Origin of the sequence: Comamonas sp. wu1-DMT (assembly GCF_040187805.1) — a bacterium.
Taxonomy (GTDB): domain Bacteria; phylum Pseudomonadota; class Gammaproteobacteria; order Burkholderiales; family Burkholderiaceae_C; genus Comamonas; species Comamonas thiooxydans.
The window spans coordinates 97,341-114,734 of record NZ_JBANEM010000014.1 but is presented as its reverse complement, the minus strand read 5'-3'; the positions used below and the strand labels follow the sequence as shown (position 1 = coordinate 114,734).

Sequence of the window (17,394 nt, the reverse complement as noted above, 5' to 3'; positions counted from 1 at the left end):
GTTTTCTGAGACGACCCCTCCATCAACGGTGGGACTTGGGCGTCGGAGAACCCGACCACTGAGACAGTGGCGAGGGCCCACCCTCGTGGGTTTGCGAGTTGCTGAATGGCACCGTCATAGGCCCCAAGCTTGGTGAAGGCAAGAGCCTTGGTGGAATCACGGCTGGACGTCCAGGCAGTACGCAAGCACTTGCTTGCAATCCACGCGGTATAGCCAGACGCGAACAGCTTTAGGCCAAATTGCCCGCCAGCAGGAATCTCATAGGCAACCGCGACTAGCACGGAGCTGGTAGTGACGACGATGGAGAAGCCAAGACTGGTGCCGAGCGTGTAGCCAAGCGCTCCCCTAACTCCGTACGTCGCTCCAAGATACAAGCTGTACAGGGAGCTTGTCGATGGTCCAACGGTATTGGCTACGACGAAGAGTAAGAGTGGATCCAACGGAGTCACTTCCCACAGGCGCAGCCATCTAGGCCTGTTTGACTGACAGCATGGCTGCTAACGATAGGCTTGGCATGAATGATCCACTCGGGCCCTGTCGCCAAGTTCGTGAATCTTTAGGCCAGGCCTCTTCTCACCTCTTTTGCCAAGTCGAAAATCGTTGCTATCAGCGGAGCGTTCTGTCGTTCGCGACGACAGATGAAGTCGACGTGGGTGGCCATTGCTGTATCCAGAATCTTCAGCTTCACAAGACGCGGATCTGGAACATAGGCTGTCTCGGCAACGACGCCTAGTCCTATTCCTTGTGCGACTGCCTCGCGGACAGCCTCCCGGCTTCCCATCTCCAGCGCAACCTGGATGTTGATATTGCGGGCAATTAGCTCGCTCTCGAAGACTCTTCTTGTCGTTGAACCTTCCTCACGTATGACGAAGCGCTGGCTCTGAAGGTCCTTGAGCACTATCTCACCGCACCGGGCTAGGGCGTGCTCTCGGTTCGCAAAGACCACCAGGCGCTGTGACCTGTATGGCATGCAATGGAGTTCGGGGTGCTCGGCGTGATTGAGGACCACGCCGACATCACCCTGGTAGTCGAGGAGCTTTTCCGTGATTGAGCGGGAGTCGCCTACACGGACAGAGACCTCGACCTGGGGATGGCGGCTCCCGAAGGCCTTCAGAACAGGGACTACGTTGTACGGGCCGATCGCGTGAATCACAAGACGCCCGACGAATCGGTTTTTGGCTGCTGCCAAAAGGGCGTGCGCATCTTCCTCGCCGCTGAATGCCCGCCGCGTGTAGTCCAGCAGAGTCCTGCCAAAGGTAGTCAGCTCAAGCCGGCGGCCTTGACGAAGAAAAAGCTCCACGCCGTACTCATTCTCCAGGCGCTGAATATGCGCTGAGATGGTGGGCTGCTGTAGATCAAGCAGCTTCGCAGCAGCAGTCATGCTTCCGGCCCTTGCCGTCGCATCAAAGGCTTTCAAAGCCGCAAGTAGCGTGAGTCCAGACATAGGTGTTATCTATAGATACCCCTATTTTTCGGGGTGCAAGTTTCATATTGATGACACGTTCCACGAACAAACTGCACGCATGCCTAGCCGTATCGAACTTCTTTCTGCGGCAAATGTGCGTCATAAGCGCTCTCGCGCTGCTCGCAGGCAGAAACTTGCAAAGGTAACAACATGAAGTTGGAGAAGGACCGAGACGTTCTGAGTCTCAAGGGTGTTTCCGTCCGCTACGTTGACTCGACCGTGGCCTTGCACCCGACGAGTCTGGATGTGAAGCAGGGAGAGTTTTTGGTGCTTCTGGGCGCCTCGGGCGCAGGGAAGTCCACCTTGTTACGAAGCATCAATGGACTGGTGCTGCCCACAAAAGGCGAGGTATCGATACCTGGCCTGGCAGGTGGGGTAGTCAACGCAAAGACGCTGAGAGAGCACCGCAAGCGCTGTGGGATGGTTTTCCAGCAGCATCATCTGATTGGACGTCAGTCGGTCCTCAGGAATGTTCTGATGGGAAAGCTCGGTGACAGGGGTGCATTCGCTTCGCTATGGCCGTGGAGCAAGAAGGACAAGCTGGAGGCGCTCACAGTGATTGAGCGTGTCGGGCTGCTCGAAAAGGCGCTCTCCCGGGCTGATGCCTTGTCTGGGGGGCAGCAGCAGCGCGTAGGCATAGCTAGGGCGCTAATACAGAAGCCACGAATCCTGCTGGCCGATGAGCCTGTTGCCAGCCTGGACCCGGCAACCGCACATAGCGTGCTCACCTTGTTGCATGAGATCTGCAAAAAGGACCACCTCACCGCAATCGTGAGTCTTCACCAGGTGGAGCTCGCGCGCTCGTTTGCAGACCGAATCATTGGGCTCCGCCAGGGAGCTGTTGTATTCGAGGGTAGGGCAGAGCAGCTGAGTCCTGATGTTGCGCGGAACCTCTATGCAAAGCAGTCCAACGCTTCCAACACGAGTGCGTCCACTGATAGCCCCCGAACTCTTCAATCCAGTCAAACCAAGGAGCTCTTGCCATGCTGAATCGCCGTAACTTCTCTCTTGTTGTCAGCGCAGCTTCTTTTGCTGCACTCCTTCCTCTGTGGGCTCATGCGCAGGGAAAGGATCCATCAAAGCTTCGTGTCGCCCTTCTTCCAGATGAGAACGCTGCCAGCATCATCCAGAACGCGCAGCCTCTTAAGCGCTATCTTGAACAGCAGCTCAAGAAGGATGTTGAGATTGTGGTGACTACCGATTACTCCTCGATGATCGAGGCAATGCGGTTCGGTCGGATTGAGGTAGCGTACTTTGGACCGTTTTCGTACGTTTTGGCCAAATCTAAGGCGTCCGGGATTGAGCCCTTTGCGGTGGGCGTTGAACGTGGGTCGCCCACATACCAGTCGGTCCTCATCGCAACGGCCGGAGGGCCGGTGAAAACGCTTGAAGACGTGCGCGGCAAGCCCTTCGGATTTGGCGACCAGGCGTCCACATCAAGCCACCTTGCACCACGTGCACACCTGCTCAAGAAGTACAAGCTTGATGGTGAGAAGGACTATCGGCCAGTTCACCTTGGGGCACATGACGCGGTCGCACGTGCGGTGCAGTCGGGTCAGATTCCAGCCGGGGCTCTGTCCAAGCCGATTCTGGACAACCTCATCGCTCGAGGAAGCATTGATGCCACGAAGATTGTTCAGCTTGACCTTTCTGCTCCCATTCCAAACTATCCGGTCGTCATGCAGGGGGACCTCAAGCCTGAGCTCAAAGCTGCCATCCGCTCTGCCTTTCTGGACATGAAGGATGCTGAGGTGCTCAAGGCGTTTCGTGTCCAGGCGTTTGCCGCCACTGATGACGCTGCATATGACGTCCTTAGGGATACCGCAACCATCCTGAAGCTTGATTTGGGCCGTATGCAATGACCTCGGCTGCATTCGAGAACATCATCAGTCGCGACAAGCGGGAGCAGTTCATTGGACTGCGCAATACAGCGTTCGTCCTTCTGGTTTGCCTTGTAGCCCTGTACGTCACGGGGTTCTTCGATGCACAGCGGTTCATCGAAGGCGCCCCGGCTGTCAAGCAGCTCTCATCTGAGATGGTCCCTCCCAACTTCGACCGCTGGGAGCACTGGGTCATCCCGCTGAGGGACACCTTGGCGATGTCGATTGCCGGCACAGCACTGACTATCGTGCTTTCACTTCCGCTGGCGCTCCTGGCGGCTCCAAACACCACCCCCAATCCTTTGGTGGGAAGAGTGGCCAGAGTCATCCTGGCGGCATTCCGGTCCGTGCCAGAAATCATTCTTGGCATTCTGTTCGTGGCAGCCGTAGGGTTTGGTGCTCTACCTGGGGTGCTCGCACTAGCGTTGCATTCCACGGGAATGGTCGCAAAGTTTTACGCGGAAGCCATTGAGCACGTGGATCCGAAGCCACTTGAAGCAGCTGCTGCGGTAGGCGCAAGCCGCTTTCAGGTCATCTCGCATGCCGTTATCCCCCAAGTCCTTCCACAGTTGGCAGACATAACCATCTATCGCTGGGAGTACCACTTCAGGGCCTCCGCAGTACTTGGCATTGTCGGTGCAGGTGGCATCGGCTTCGAGCTGATGGCAGCACTTCGCCTTGTCAAGTATGACGAGGTCTCAGCCATCCTTCTGTCGATTCTTGCCTGTGTCCTCGTGGTTGACAGCATTGGATCGATGCTGCGAAAGCGTCTCAAGTAAATCGAAAAATGAATCATCGGAAAATCGTCGTAACGCAGCCAGTTCATGAAGAGGTTCTAAGGAAGCTCCAGGCTGAGGGTGAGGTCATCATGAATCCAGGGCCTGACCCCTGGAGCCCCAGCCAGCTCAGGGAGTACCTCGTGGATGCTGATGCCATGATGGCCTTCATGACAGACAGTGTGACCAAAGAGTCGCTGCTGAACGCTCCCAGGCTCAAGACCATCTCCTGTGCACTCAAGGGGTACGACAACTTCGACCTGAGGGCTTGCGCACAAGCCGGGGTGAGCGTCACCTTTGTTCCTGACCTCCTCACAGAGCCCACAGCCGAGCTGGCCATCGGATTGGCTATTGCTGCTGGCAGGAACGTGCTTCAGGGTGACGCCGCTACAAGAGCAGGCTACTCTGGGTGGAGGCCAGCTCTATACGGAACCGGGCTTCATGGGTCGGTGGCCAGCGTGATCGGTCTCGGAAAAGTTGGGCAGGCCATATTGGCGCGACTCGCGGGCTTTGGCTGCGCGCGGCTGCTTGGTGTAGACCCAAGTGTGCGTCTAGATCAGGTCGAACTGGTCACGCTTGATGAGGCTGTCAGCACATCGGACTATGTGTTCCTGGCAGTGCCTCTTGTTAGCGATACGCGCCACCTGGTTGACTCCAGGATGCTTCAACTATCGAAAAAGGGCCAGATCCTTGTAAACGTGGGTAGGGGGTCTGTGGTCGACGAAAGGGCGGTTGTCGATGCCTTGGCGAATGAGCAACTTGGCGCGTACGCCGCTGACGTCTATGAGATGGAAGATTGGCTACTTCCAGACAGACCTCGCGAAATTCATCCGGGATTGACCAACAACGCCAGAACAGTACTCACTCCCCACATCGGCTCGGCTGTGAGACGCGTACGGTTCGAAATTGAAATGCGGGCTGCTGAGAACCTAGTCCGCTCACTCAGGGGCGAGAGTTTGAGTGATGTTGCTGTCGAGGCCAGCGCGGCAGCATAGGTATGGTTGCTCGGCGGTTTGCACGCCAGCTGAAATGGGCGCGGCTTCAGAGCCTATGTCCTATGGCTGGGTGCAACCTGCCCGTGTGATGCCATCCTGCTCGCCAAGGGGAAATGACTTGAGTCATCATCGAAGTGGTTTAGCGATGATGTTCTCTGCACGGCGCAGCTCATGGGGTAAGCCCAAATGGGCGCATGGCAAACACCAGATACTTCGAGGGGTCAGGCTACAACACTGATCGTTCTTGGCCTCTGATAGTGGTTTCAACCCAGGACGTTTCAGCTGAGGTCATTACATTCGGCTCGTAGTAGAGGTGACGCTGCTTTGCGAGTTCTTGGACTGCACGGCTGAACCCTAGGTCTAATACAACCGCACTGCGCAGAGTGTTGAGATGCACCGCCGAAAGTGTCTCCCTCGCCCCTTTAGGGTCTGCCTTAGAGTTCACGCAGACGACGAGGTGCGTTGTCGCCGATAGACTGCTTTGATGCATCTCAATGAATCTAGGCTGTTGATTTCCACGCAGAACTGACCCGCCGGGGATGCGGACAAAAACTTGGACTACCAGGGGAGGTAGTTCATGTACTCATACGCAGACAGGATTCGTGCAGTTGCGCTTTACATCAAGCTTGGCTTGCGTGTCAGAGCCACGATTCGCCAGTTGGGGTACCCAACCAAGAACGCATTGAAAGGCTGGTATCAGCACTACCTGAAGCATCAGGATTTGCCAGCAAGCCAAGCTCCAAGAGCACCAAAATATTCGCTGCAGCAAAGGCAGGTGGCTATTGCTCATTACCTCGCCCATGATCGCTGTATTGCTGCAACGATGAGGGCTTTGGGTTATCCGGGTCGAGGAACGTTGACTGCGTGGGTTCGGCAAGACTGCCCTGACACCTGCAAATCGAGAGTAGGCAGATCTTGGCCGGCTACAAAGCCTGATGCCTTGATGTGTGAGGGCGTGGTGCAGCTGTGTGCCCGTCGATCAAGTGCACAGCAGATTGCGGACAAGTTAGGGGTGTGTAGGGGGACCTTGTACAACTGGAAAAATCAGTTGCTTGGCCCTTGTGCCCCAGCCTCAATGAAACACAGTCCAAAGCGATCGCCAGTGTTGGATGAAGCAGCACTCAGGCGCCAAGTTGAATCATTGCGCCAGGATGTTCGGCGGCTGAAGATAGAACGTGAGCTTCTCAAGCAGGCCCATGAAATCTTAAAAAATGGGGCTGACATTGATCTGCATAGGCTGGCAAACAAAGATAAGGCTGTGCTGGTTGAAGCGTTGCACGGGCAGTATGAATTGCCAGAACTGCTTTCTCTTGTTGGCCTTGCTAGAAGCTCGTATTTTTACCATCGTGCTCGGCTGAAGCTGGCTGACAAATACGTTGATTTACGCCGAAGCATCACAGAGATCTTCGACAACAACTACCGTTGCTATGGATATCGCAGGGTGCAGGCATCTCTGCTCAAGGAGTGCACGGGCATCTCAGAGAAGGTGGTTCGTCGGCTGATGAAGCAGGAGGGGTTGATCGTGGCCAAGCCCAAACGCCGCAGATATAACTCCTACCTTGGAGAGATAGGTGCCGCCCCGCAAAACCTCATCAATCGAGACTTCCGTGCCGCTGCGCCCAATGAGAAGTGGCTCACCGACATTACTGAACTCCAGATTCCTGCTGGCAAGGTTTACCTGTCGCCAGTCATTGATTGCTTTGACGGGCTGGTGGTGAGCTGGTCGATTGGGACTCATCCCAACGCACATCTCGTCAACACAATGCTGGATGCGGCCATTGATGCTGTTCAAGGCAGCGAGAGCCGCCCTGTGATTCATTCTGATCGTGGAGCTCACTACCGCTGGCCAGGCTGGCTCTCGAGGGTCCATGATGCAAAGTTGACTCGCTCGATGTCTCGCAAAGGGTGCTCACCAGACAACGCTGCGTGCGAAGGCTTTTTTGGAAGGCTAAAGATGGAGCTGTTCTATCCCAACAACTGGCAATCAACAACGATTGAGCAGTTCATTGAAGCTGTCGATGCGTACATTCGTTGATACAACGAAAAACGTATCAAGGTATCTCTGGGACGTTTAAGTCCTGTGGAATACCAGCACAAACTTGGCCTAGCCGCATAAAACCAGTCCAAGTTTTTATCCGCACCCCCACCGGGGGCTAGTGGGTCACTTCTGGGTGGAAATCAACACGCTGTTCAAGCCGGGGCTGAAGTTCGAACCCGTGTTCGACTACGAGCAGGTGCTGGTCGTGGCCAAAGACCACCCCCTGGCTTCTACGGCCTACGTGAAGCCCCAGCAGCTGACCCGGGAAGTGCTCATCAGTTACCCCGTGGACATCGAACGCCTGGACATCTACAGCCAGTTCCTGTTGCCGGCCGGCGTGACGCCCAAGCGCCACAAAGCCATCGAAACCACCGACATCATGGTGCAGATGGTGGCCAGCGGCCGCGGTGTCGCCGCGCTGCCGCGCTGGCTGGTCGAGGAATATGCGGCCAGGATGGACGTGGTGCCTGTGCGGCTGGGCGCGCGCGGTATTGCCAAGCAGATCTTCCTGGGCGCACGCGAGGCGGATACCGCCATTGACTACGTGCGGGCCTTCGTCGAACTGGCCCGCCAGCCTGCAACTGCCACCACCGCTATTGCCCAAGGAGCCAAGGGATGAACACCACCGTCGAACGCAAAGCGCTTGCGCTGCCCGGAGGCCACGACAAGGTGCTGCTGCATTCGTGCTGCGCGCCGTGCTCAGGCGAGGTCATGGAGGCCATGCTGGCCTCGGGCATTGACTACACCATCTTTTTCTACAACCCCAACATTCATCCGCTCAAGGAATACGAGCTGCGCAAGAACGAGAACATCCGCTTCGCGGAGCAGTTCGGCGTGCCCTTCGTCGATGCGGACTACGACCGGGACAACTGGTTCGAGCGCGCCAAGGGCATGGAGCACGAGCCCGAACGCGGCGTGCGCTGCACCATGTGCTTCGACATGCGTTTCGAGCGCACGGCGCTGTATGCGCATGAGCACGGCTTTCCGGTGATCACCAGTTCCCTGGGCATCTCGCGCTGGAAGAACATGCAGCAGATCAATGACTGCGGCGTGCGTGCGGCGGCCAAGTACTCTGGCCTGATGTACTGGGAATACAACTGGCGCAAGGGCGGCGGCTCGGCGCGCATGATCGAGATCAGCAAGCGCGAGAACTTCTACCAACAGGAATACTGCGGCTGCGTCTACTCGCTGCGCGACACGAACCGCCACCGCGTGGAAAGCGGCCGCGAGCGCATCCAGCTCGGCGTGACGTTCTACGGTGACGAACAGCCCCCCAAAGATTGACGCGCCTTGCCGGGTGAGCGATGCCGCTCCATGGCTTCCAACCGACCCGATCAGCGCTGGCGGGTCGGAACTCTCCCAACAGTCGCCAGATATGGCAAGCCCCTTGCTTCATTCCGACAAGTCCAAGCCCATCGGCAACATCACCGACGCCTATTCGTTAGAGGTCAACGCGAAGGATATCTCTGCGCTGACCGCAGCGGCGCCGCGTGTATTGCCCGGGTCAACCATTTCCATTCCCTACCTGGCGAACCAGGACAACGACGCGCGACTGGCCGCAGCGCAGGCCGTTCGCGGACTCGGCTTTGAGCCCATGCCTCACCTCGCTGCACGCCGTATCGCCTCGTTCGCAAAACTGGAGTCGTTCATCCAGCGCGCGGTCGCGGAAGCCGGCGTCAAGCGTTGCTTCGTGATCGCTGGAGATCCGTCCACCCCGCTGGGGCCGTTTGCCGACAGCTCCTCACTGATCGAATCAGGCGTGTTCGAGCGCTCGGGCATTCAGATGGTCGGCGTGGGTGGCCATCCCGAGGGCCATCCGGTCATGAGCACATCTGATCGTTGGAAAGTGCTCGAACACAAGTGTCGCTGCATCGAAGGGCGCGGCATGGCGCCCTTGATCGTCACGCAATTTGCCTTCGATGCCGACATCGTGCTGGCCTGGCTGGAAGCCCTGCGCGGGCGTGGCGTCGAACATCCCGTACGCGTGGGCGTGCCGGGCCCTGCAGGCGTGGCGGTGCTGGCGCGCTATGCCGCCTTGTGTGGCGTTAGCGCATGCGCGTCGATGTTGTCCAAGTACGGCATCTCGATCAGCAAGCTGTTCGGCATAGCAGGCCCGGATCTCTTTGTGGATCGTCTGACCACCCGCCTGACCGAAGCACATGGAAAGGTGAGCCTGCATTTCTTTCCATTCGGAGGCATCGCTCAGTCCGTGAAGTGGGTAGAGCAGTACTGCTCGCGTGCCGAGCCTGAACAACCCATCGACACGGCTCCCATGTGATTACTGCGCCTCCAGCAGTCGCTTGCACTGGCATGCCCCATAGAAGCAGACCTCGTTGGGGCGAACGCTTCGAGAGCATCCTACCGCCCGCCTCAGCCTTCGCGTTGCGCAAGCGCCCCATGGGCGCGATCCCATTGGCACAGGACACACGCGGCCAACATCACCGGACGCAGGCGCAAGTGCCACATCGAAATGGATCGCCCGCATCATCGGCTTCGACGGTGCGAGCTATCGATTGGCAGATTGGGGGGGCAAACACGATAAACGCCCTTCTCGAACTGCCTTCTGTAGGAAGATGGTGATAGACCGAAACTTTGATGATGCGACTTTGCTCGCTGAGACATCCTTACGTTTGCCACTGCAAAGCGCCTATGTGGCACCTAGCTCGCAAATCAGCAAGGATGCGTAGCGACCAAAATATGGACTAACCTGTTATTCCATAAGACCTTTTACGGAACTGTCCGTCTACATCAAAGACTTGACAGCGGACATTTTTCATGGCCTCGCGCCAGACCCAGACCGGCCGCTCAGCATTGCAGCACGCCGCGAGGCTCGCGCATCAGCGTGCTCTGGCCAAACAGGCTTTGCACCAGATCCACCACCAGCTCCGCCGTCTGGTTGCGCAGGTCCAGCGCCGGGTTGAGCTCCACAATGTCCAGCGAGGCAAGACGGCCGGAGTCGGCAATCATTTCCATGCACAGCTGGGCCTCGCGGTAGGTGGGTCCGCCGCGTACCGGCGTGCCGGTGCCGGGAGCAATGTCAGGATCGAGAAAGTCCACGTCAAAGCTCAGATGCAGATGGATGTCTCTGTCGTTGCGTCCCAGCAGGCTGACCAGGGCGCGGCGCATCACTTCACGCATGCCCAGCTCGTCAATGGCCCGCATGTCGTAGACCTCCAGCCCCAGCTCTCGGATCATGTGCTTTTCGCTCTCGTCCACGCTGCGCAGGCCGATCTGGCAGAACGATGAGGCAGGCAGGGCGGGAGTCGTGCCCGACAGCGAGGCCAGTTCCGCCGGTCCCAGTCCGCAGAGGCTTGAAACCGGCATGCCGTGCAGATTGCCCGTGGGCGAACTTTCGGGGGTATTGCAATCCGAGTGGGCATCCAGCCAGAGCACGCGCAGCTGCTTGCCCGTGGCGCGGCAATGGCGGGCCACGGCGCTGATGGAGCCTGTGGCAAGCGTATGGTCGCCACCCAGCAGTATGGGTAGCCGGTTTTGCTGCAGCACCTGCAGCACTGCGTCATGGGCGATCCGGTTCCAGCTCAGGCATTCGGCCAGATTGCGCAGACCCTGGGCATCGCGCGCGCCACGCGGGTTGGCGGGGCCGCTCAGATTGCCAAGATCGCTGACCTGCACGCCCAGCCGTTCCAGAGCCGGGCCCAGCTGGGCTACACGCAGGGCATCGGGCCCCATGGCCGCGCCCAGGCGCGAGGCGCCGATATCGGTGGGTAGACCGATCAGTGTGGACGATGTGTATGCCATGAGCCGCTCCGCTTCAGGCCGTCTTACGGGCCGCAAGATTGATGATCTGGGGATTGGCTGCCTGTCTCACCATGGCAAACAGATCCTTGGGGTCGGCGAGCTCCGGCACCAGCTCGATCTGTGACAGCAGGCCAGCGCCTCGTGCCAGGCTATGCATGGTGCGCAGCGCCGAGTAGTCCTCCAGCGCGAAGCCCACGGAGTCGAACAGGGTGATCTGGGCATCCGATGTCCGGCCCGGCGCCAGCTTCTGCAGCACGCGCCAGAGCTCGGTCACGGCAAAGTCGGCGGGCATTTGCTGCAGCTCGCCCTCGATGCGCGTCTGCGGCTCGTACTCGACAAAGACCTGCGCACGCTGCAGGGCGCTGGCATCGAACTCGGTCTTGCCGGGGCAATCACCGCCCACGGCATTGATATGCATGCCGGGCTCCAGCAAATGTCCGGGGATGATGGTGGCGCGGGTCTTGTCGGCGGTGGCGGTGGTCACGATGTCCGTGCCGGCCACGGCGTCCCGCACGCTGGTGCAGACGATGGCCGTGGCGCAAAAGCCGGGCAGGAACGGCTGCAGGTTGCGCAGCAGCTTTTGCGATGCCGCAGGGTCGATGTCGAACAGGCGCAGCTCGCGCACGCCCAGCAGCTCCATGAAGGCCAGAGCCTGGAATTCGCTTTGCGAGCCATTGCCGATCAGCGCCATGCTGCGGTTGCCGGCGCGCGCCAGATGGCGCGCAGCCATGGCGGATGTGGCGGCGGTGCGCAAGGCCGTGGTCAGCGTCAGCTCGCTGACAAAGCGAGGCATGCCGGTGGCGACATCGGCCAGCGCGCCGAAAGCCATCACGGTGGGCAGGCCCAGGCGCGGATTGTGCGGGTGGCCGTTGACGTATTTGAAGGCGTAGTCCCGCGCATCGGCCACCGGCATCAGCTCGATCACGCCGCTGGCTGAATGGGCGGCGGTGCGCGCGCTTTTGTCGAAGTCCTGCCAGCGGCCGAAGTCGGCCTCCAGGGCTTGGTTGATCAGGCGCAGCACCTGGGTGATGCCGACGCGCGCGACCAGCCGGGCAGCGTCGCTGGCACTGAGAAAGTCGGTCCGGAATGGTGTGCCGGCCGGAGCTTGAGGAACAGGCATGAGACTTCCTCCTTGGCTTCATTTTTGAGGATTTTTGCGCCAAATGCCAGAGAGAAGAGCCTGCGGTCGCCGTGGGAGCACTGCTCTTGCGGGGTCGGGTGCGGCCTTGCCGCCAGCGAAGATGGGACAATATCGGCCATGACTCAGACCATCACGATTACCCGCCCCGATGATTGGCACTTGCATGTGCGCGATGGCGATGCCATGCGCTGCGTGGTGCCGCACACTGCCCGCCAGATGGGCCGTGCCATCATCATGCCCAACCTCAAGCCCCCGGTCACCACGGCGGAGATGGCTGCGGACTACCGCGCCCGCATTCTGTCGGCCGTGCCTGAAGACAGCCAGTTCCAGCCGCTGATGACGCTGTATCTGACGGACAACCTGGGCCCTCAGGAAATCGTGCGCGCCAAGGCGGCCGGCGTGGTGGCCTGCAAGCTTTACCCCGCAGGTGCCACGACCAATTCCGACCATGGCGTGACCGATCTGCGCAAGATTTATCCCACGCTGCAAGCCATGCAGCGCGAAGGTCTGGTGCTGCTGGTGCATGGTGAAGTCACCGATCAGAGCATCGACCTGTTCGACCGTGAAGCCGTGTTCATCGAGCAGCAGCTCAAGCCTCTGCGCAAGGATTTCCCCGAGCTCAAGATCGTCATGGAGCATGTGACGACCAAGGAAGCGGCCGAGTACGTGGCTGAGGCCGATGATTTCCTGGCTGCGACCATCACGCCACAGCATCTGCTGTTCAACCGCAACGCCATCTTCCTGGGCGGCGTGCGCCCGCATTTCTATTGCCTGCCGGTCCTGAAGCGCGAAACCCATCGCCTGGCGCTGGTGCAGGCCGCCACCAGCGGCAGCAGCAAGTTCTTCCTGGGCACGGACAGCGCACCCCATGCAGCGCATCTGAAGGAAGCCGCGACCGGTTGCGCCGGCTGCTACAGTGCCCACGCCGCCATCGAGATGTATGCCGAGGTGTTCGACGGCGTCGGGGCTCTCGACAAACTGGAAGCCTTTGCTTCCTTCAACGGAGCCGATTTCTACGGACTGCCCCGCAACACCGACACCATCACCCTGGTCAAGGAAAGCTGGACGCCGCCCGTGAGCTTTGCATACGGCGAAGGGGCGCAGCTCAAGCCGCTGCGCTTTGGCGAAGCCCTGCCCTGGAAGATGCTGGATTAAAAACAGTAGCTGCAAGCGCCTGTGTTCACTTGAATCAAAGGTGTTTCCGGTCTGAAATCAAGAAAGGAGTTGCGCAAGCCGCTCCTTTTTTTAGTTTGGCTTTGCGCAGAGCCTCGGTTAGGCTTGGCCAAACAGCGCTCAGGAGATTGCATGCCCAACGATGTCCAGCCCAGGATTGCCTTGCTGATCGATGCGGACAACGCGCCCGCAGAGATGATTGACGAGATATTGACCGAGCTGTCCACCTTCGGCCTGATCAATATTCGCCGTGCCTATGGCAACTGGACCAAGGCCGGTCTGCATGGCTGGCAGAGCAAGCTGCTCGAATATGCCGTGCGGCCCATGCAGCAGTTCGACTACTCCAAGGGCAAGAACGCGACCGATATGGCCATGACGGTGGATGCCATGGAGCTGCTCTATACCGAAAAGCCCGATGCCTTCGGCATCGTTTCCTCGGACGCCGACTTCACGCCGCTGGTCATGCATTTGCGCGCCAAGGGAGCTGCGGTCTATGGATTCGGTGCGGAGCAGACGCCCAGGGCTTTCGTCAATGCCTGCTCGCGCTTTCTGTATTTCGATGCGCTCAAGGAACTCGGCGACGGCATTGTCAGCCGCAGTGAACGCCGCGAAGCACTGGAGGCCGAGGCAGTTCCACGTGCAGTGCCTGCGGCAAGCCAGCCATCCGAGCAGACCCTCCCTGTCAGCAATGGCAAGGTGGCCGGTGGCACGGGCGCTGCAGCCCCGGCATGCACCACGTTGCGCGTGCCTTCGCACATGCTCAAGGAAGACAGGCAGCTCATTGCCATGCTGCGCGATGCCGTCAAGGCGACGCAGGACGAAGCCGGCTGGGCACGTGTGGCTGCGGTGGGTACGCATATCGGCAACAAGTTGTCGTTTGATGCGCGCAACTATGGCTATGCCTCGCTGACCAAGCTCATGGCCGCGACCCAGGTGTTCGAGCTGCGTGACGAGGGCACGGCCCGCGTGGCGGTGCGCGATCTGCGTGGGCATCAGGACGAGGTGCTGCCTTGATGCAGCCAGCCGCAATGCCGTCGGTGGATTGGGCCATTGACTGGCAGGCGCCCTGGCTGGCACCGCTGCAAGCGCTTGGACGTCAGGTTCATGACCGGGTGCTGGGCGGTGCCGGCGTGGCCCGGGCCTTGCAGGAGGTGGCTGCCGCCCACGGGCTGCTGCCGGGCTGGCAGTTCGTCGATCAGCTGCAGCTGCCTGCCGGCCAGGCCTATGAGGCATTCATCCACAGCCGGCGCAGCATTCCCACGCGCGACAATCTGCATGACTTCTTCAACGGCCTGATCTGGCTGCACTGGCCGTTGCTCAAGCAGCGGCTCAACGCGCTGCAGGCGGCCGAGATAGAGCGCCAGGGTGTGGGAGCGCAGCGCGGGCGCCTGCGCGATTCGATCACGGTGCTGGACGAAAACGGCGGCTTGCTGCTGGCGCCGCAGGCCCTGTGCGATGCGCTGCGCGACAAGCGCTGGCAGGAGCTGTTTGTGGCCCGGCGTGCGCTGTGGGAGCAGGCGCGCTTCCTGCCCATAGGCCATGCCCTGCTGGAAAAGCTGGTTCAGCCGCGCAAGGCCATCACCGCGCATGTGATCTGTGTACCGACGCAGCAGGCGCCGCGCCTGGCATCGCTGGCCGAGGCAGACGGCTGGCTGGACCATCAGTTGCGGACCCAGTCTTGCAATCTGGCCAGCAAGCCCTATCTACCAATTCCCATATTGGGAATCCCGGACTGGTGCCTGCAAAACCAGAACTTTTCCTTCTATGATGACTCTCTAGTTTTCCGAGCCCCACGTACCGCACAAACAACACAACAAAGGGTACTGCCAGAAAGAGAACTGGCTTGATGAGCATTTGCCCTGCACAGGCGGTGCCTCAGGGGTTCTGGTCATTTTGTCCCCTGTGTGGAGTACACCCTCGATGAAACGTATTGCCTTATTTCTACTGACCAATATCGCCGTGGTGGCGGTATTGGGCATCGTCGCCAGCTTGCTGGGCGTCAACCGCTACCTCACTGCCAACGGCCTCAATCTGGGCGCCCTGCTGGGTTTTGCCTTCATCATGGGTTTTGGCGGCGCCATCATCTCGCTGCTGATCTCCAAGCCCATGGCCAAGTGGACATCGGGCGTGCAGGTCATCAACGAGCCGCGCAATGCCGATGAGGCCTGGATCGTCAACACCGTGCGCGGCTTTGCCGAAAAGGCTGGCATCGGCATGCCCGAGGTCGGCATCTATGAGGGCGAGCCCAACGCCTTTGCGACCGGCGCTTTCAAGAACTCGGCCCTGGTGGCCGTGTCCACAGGTCTGCTCGAAGGCATGACCCGTGAAGAGGTCGAGGCCGTGATCGGTCACGAAGTGGCCCACATCGCCAATGGCGACATGGTGACCATGACGCTGATCCAGGGCGTGATGAACACCTTTGTGGTCTTCCTCTCGCGCGTGATCGGCTATGCGGTCGACTCCTTCCTGCGCCGCAACGACGAGCAAAGCTCCGGCCCCGGCATCGGCTACATGATCACCACCGTGGTGCTGGATATCCTGCTGGGCTTTGTCGCCGCCATGATCGTGGCCTGGTTCTCGCGCCAGCGCGAGTTCCGTGCCGATGCGGGTGCTGCCCAGCTCATGGGGCGCAAGCAGCCCATGATGAATGCGCTGGCCCGTTTGGGCGGCATGCATCCGGGCGAGCTGCCCAAGAGCGTGGCGGCCATGGGCATTGCCGGTGGCATCGGCCAGCTGTTCTCTACCCACCCGCCCATCGAGCAGCGCATTGCTGCACTGCAAAACGCCCGCTAAGCGTACGCATGTGTAAACGGCAGTAGCCGGTCTTTACCGCTGCTTCACAAGCCCCTGTCAACAACCGGCAGGGGCTTTTGCGTTGTAGGAGCATATACATGTCCCCGGACTTTCAGGAGTTGTGATGTCCTTCATCTCTCAAACCATGACCCGCCGACTGCTGCCGGTCTTGCTGCTGGGCGGCTCCGCTGCCCTGCTTACGGGCTGCGTGGTGGCCCCGGCCTATCCGGCTTATGGAACCGAGGTGGTTGCGGGCGACGTCTATGCACCCATGGCCCCGCCTCCCCTGATCAACGAGGTGATCCCGGTGGCTCCCTCGCCGGCCTATGTCTGGATCGGCGGCTCCTGGGGCTGGGGCGGCGGGCGCTACAACTGGCGTCCCGGCCGCTGGGCCATGCCGCCACGTCCCGGCTATGGCTGGCATGAGGGTGGGTGGAATCATGGTCCTGGCGGCTGGCATCACGGCGGCGGCCATTGGGGACCGCGCCGCTGAGGGCGTCCGCTAGGTGACAAGAGAGGGCATCCGCCCGCTAGGCGGGCCGTGCCTGTATCGCTAGAGTCGGATGCAGGAGGTTTGCCGTGAATCCTGCTCTTGTCACCCGCCGCGAAGGCGCTGTTCTCATCCTCTCCAACAACAACCAGGCAGCGCGCAATGCGCTGTCGCCCGAGTATTACCACGCGGTCATGGAAGCGCTGCGTGCGGCCGGCACCGATGCCTCGGTGGCCGCCGTGATTCTGACAGGCGAGGGCGGTCATTTCTGCGCTGGCGGCGATCTGAACCAGCTGGCAACGAGGCGCGAGATGCCGCTGGCCGAACGCCGCCTAAAGCTTGAGGACCTCAACCATCTGATTCGTGCCATACGCGACTGCCCCAAACCCGTGATCGCGGCGGTGGAGGGCGCTGCCGCGGGTGCAGGCCTGTCTCTGGCCATGGCTTGCGACATGCTGGTGGCTGCAAGGTCGGCGGTTTTCTCGGTGGCCTATGTGAAGGTTGGCCTCACACCCGACGGTGGCGCGACTTCGTTTCTGGCCGAATTCATGTCCCGCCAATTGCTGACCGAGCTCTGCCTGACGGGCGAGCGCATCAGCGGCGAGCGCATGCACGCGCATGGCTGCATCAACCGTTTGACGGAGCCGGGCCAGGCCCTGGCCCAAGCGCTGGAGCTGGCGCGGCAACTGGCCCAGGGGCCGGAAGTGGCGACTGCGCGAATCAAGGCGCTGTGTTGGGTGGCCCACAGCCACAGCCTGGAGCAGCAGCTGGCGCTGGAGGCTGACCATATGGTCGAGGCCCAGGGCAGCGAGGAGTCCCGCGAAGGCATTGCGGCCTTTCTGGAAAAGCGTGCGCCCGACTTTGCCAGGCTGCGCGGAGCCTGA

The 17,394-nt window shown here is 60.1% G+C and carries 15 protein-coding genes and 2 pseudogenes; 14 read left to right on the top strand and 3 right to left on the bottom strand.

The window, feature by feature from the left end; translation table 11 throughout:
* Nucleotides 1-556: 556 nt before the first annotated feature.
* A complete protein-coding gene (locus V8Z78_RS19350) occupies nt 557-1,444 on the bottom strand; it encodes a LysR substrate-binding domain-containing protein (protein WP_027011074.1) in 888 nt (295 codons plus the stop codon).
* A gap of 171 nt (nt 1,445-1,615) precedes the next feature.
* Here V8Z78_RS19350 and phnC point away from each other — a divergent pair, with 171 nt between their 5' ends.
* The 8 genes and pseudogenes from phnC (at nt 1,616) to V8Z78_RS19310 (ending at nt 9,432) form a co-directional block, all read left to right on the top strand.
* Nucleotides 1,616-2,455, top strand: coding sequence for a phosphonate ABC transporter ATP-binding protein (phnC, locus tag V8Z78_RS19345; protein ID WP_003056095.1), 840 nt, complete (start codon nt 1,616-1,618; stop codon nt 2,453-2,455).
* The gene (phnD, locus tag V8Z78_RS19340) at nt 2,449-3,327 is read left to right on the top strand and encodes a phosphate/phosphite/phosphonate ABC transporter substrate-binding protein (RefSeq protein ID WP_003056094.1); all 879 of its coding nucleotides are present in this window, start codon (nt 2,449-2,451) and stop codon (nt 3,325-3,327) included. The genes phnC and phnD overlap by 7 nt, the downstream gene beginning before the upstream one ends.
* On the top strand, nt 3,324-4,124 hold the full coding sequence (gene phnE / locus V8Z78_RS19335; protein ID WP_003056093.1) for a phosphonate ABC transporter, permease protein PhnE: 801 nt from the start codon (nt 3,324-3,326) through the stop codon (nt 4,122-4,124). The genes phnD and phnE overlap by 4 nt, the downstream gene beginning before the upstream one ends.
* A gap of 8 nt (nt 4,125-4,132) precedes the next feature.
* Nucleotides 4,133-5,116 carry an NAD(P)-dependent oxidoreductase gene (locus V8Z78_RS19330; RefSeq protein WP_011517523.1) on the top strand — a complete coding sequence of 328 codons (984 nt, stop codon included), beginning with the start codon at nt 4,133-4,135 and terminating at the stop codon, nt 5,114-5,116.
* 577 nt (nt 5,117-5,693) lie between these two features.
* Nucleotides 5,694-7,232 (top strand): annotated as a pseudogene (locus V8Z78_RS19325) (IS3 family transposase).
* A gap of 70 nt (nt 7,233-7,302) precedes the next feature.
* A pseudogene (locus V8Z78_RS19320) lies at nt 7,303-7,773 on the top strand (LysR substrate-binding domain-containing protein); the annotation flags it as partial.
* On the top strand, nt 7,770-8,438 hold the full coding sequence (locus tag V8Z78_RS19315; protein WP_003056085.1) for an epoxyqueuosine reductase QueH: 669 nt from the start codon (nt 7,770-7,772) through the stop codon (nt 8,436-8,438). The pseudogene V8Z78_RS19320 and the gene V8Z78_RS19315, both read left to right, overlap by 4 nt.
* 103 nt (nt 8,439-8,541) lie before the next feature.
* Nucleotides 8,542-9,432, top strand: a complete 891-nt coding sequence (locus V8Z78_RS19310; protein WP_227472608.1) for a methylenetetrahydrofolate reductase — start codon at nt 8,542-8,544, stop codon at nt 9,430-9,432.
* Nucleotides 9,433-9,959: 527 nt separating this feature from the next.
* Here the strand turns inward: V8Z78_RS19310 and rocF are convergent.
* Both rocF and ocd read right to left on the bottom strand, forming a co-directional pair.
* The gene (gene rocF, locus V8Z78_RS19305; protein WP_280030893.1) at nt 9,960-10,913 is read right to left on the bottom strand and encodes an arginase; all 954 of its coding nucleotides are present in this window, start codon (nt 10,911-10,913) and stop codon (nt 9,960-9,962) included.
* A gap of 13 nt (nt 10,914-10,926) precedes the next feature.
* Nucleotides 10,927-12,033 (bottom strand): ornithine cyclodeaminase, encoded by a 1,107-nt coding sequence (gene ocd, locus V8Z78_RS19300; RefSeq protein ID WP_349731918.1) that lies wholly within the window; start codon nt 12,031-12,033, stop codon nt 10,927-10,929.
* A 129-nt stretch (nt 12,034-12,162) separates the two neighbouring features.
* Here ocd and pyrC point away from each other — a divergent pair, with 129 nt between their 5' ends.
* The 6 genes from pyrC to V8Z78_RS19270 all read left to right on the top strand — a co-directional run bounded on the left by pyrC (nt 12,163) and on the right by V8Z78_RS19270 (nt 17,394).
* On the top strand, nt 12,163-13,209 hold the full coding sequence (gene pyrC, locus V8Z78_RS19295) for a dihydroorotase (RefSeq protein WP_349731924.1): 1,047 nt from the start codon (nt 12,163-12,165) through the stop codon (nt 13,207-13,209).
* Between the two features lie 150 nt (nt 13,210-13,359).
* Nucleotides 13,360-14,241 carry an NYN domain-containing protein gene (locus V8Z78_RS19290; RefSeq protein WP_012839874.1) on the top strand — a complete coding sequence of 294 codons (882 nt, stop codon included), beginning with the start codon at nt 13,360-13,362 and terminating at the stop codon, nt 14,239-14,241.
* A 14-nt stretch (nt 14,242-14,255) separates the two neighbouring features.
* On the top strand, nt 14,256-15,074 hold the full coding sequence (locus tag V8Z78_RS19285; protein ID WP_349731923.1) for a DUF3025 domain-containing protein: 819 nt from the start codon (nt 14,256-14,258) through the stop codon (nt 15,072-15,074).
* Nucleotides 15,075-15,147: 73 nt separating this feature from the next.
* Nucleotides 15,148-16,020 (top strand): protease HtpX, encoded by an 873-nt coding sequence (gene htpX / locus V8Z78_RS19280; protein WP_003068113.1) that lies wholly within the window; start codon nt 15,148-15,150, stop codon nt 16,018-16,020.
* Nucleotides 16,021-16,144: 124 nt separating this feature from the next.
* Nucleotides 16,145-16,513 (top strand): YXWGXW repeat-containing protein, encoded by a 369-nt coding sequence (locus V8Z78_RS19275; protein ID WP_003068115.1) that lies wholly within the window; start codon nt 16,145-16,147, stop codon nt 16,511-16,513.
* Between the two features lie 86 nt (nt 16,514-16,599).
* The gene (locus V8Z78_RS19270) at nt 16,600-17,394 is read left to right on the top strand and encodes an oxepin-CoA hydrolase, alternative type (RefSeq protein WP_349731917.1); all 795 of its coding nucleotides are present in this window, start codon (nt 16,600-16,602) and stop codon (nt 17,392-17,394) included.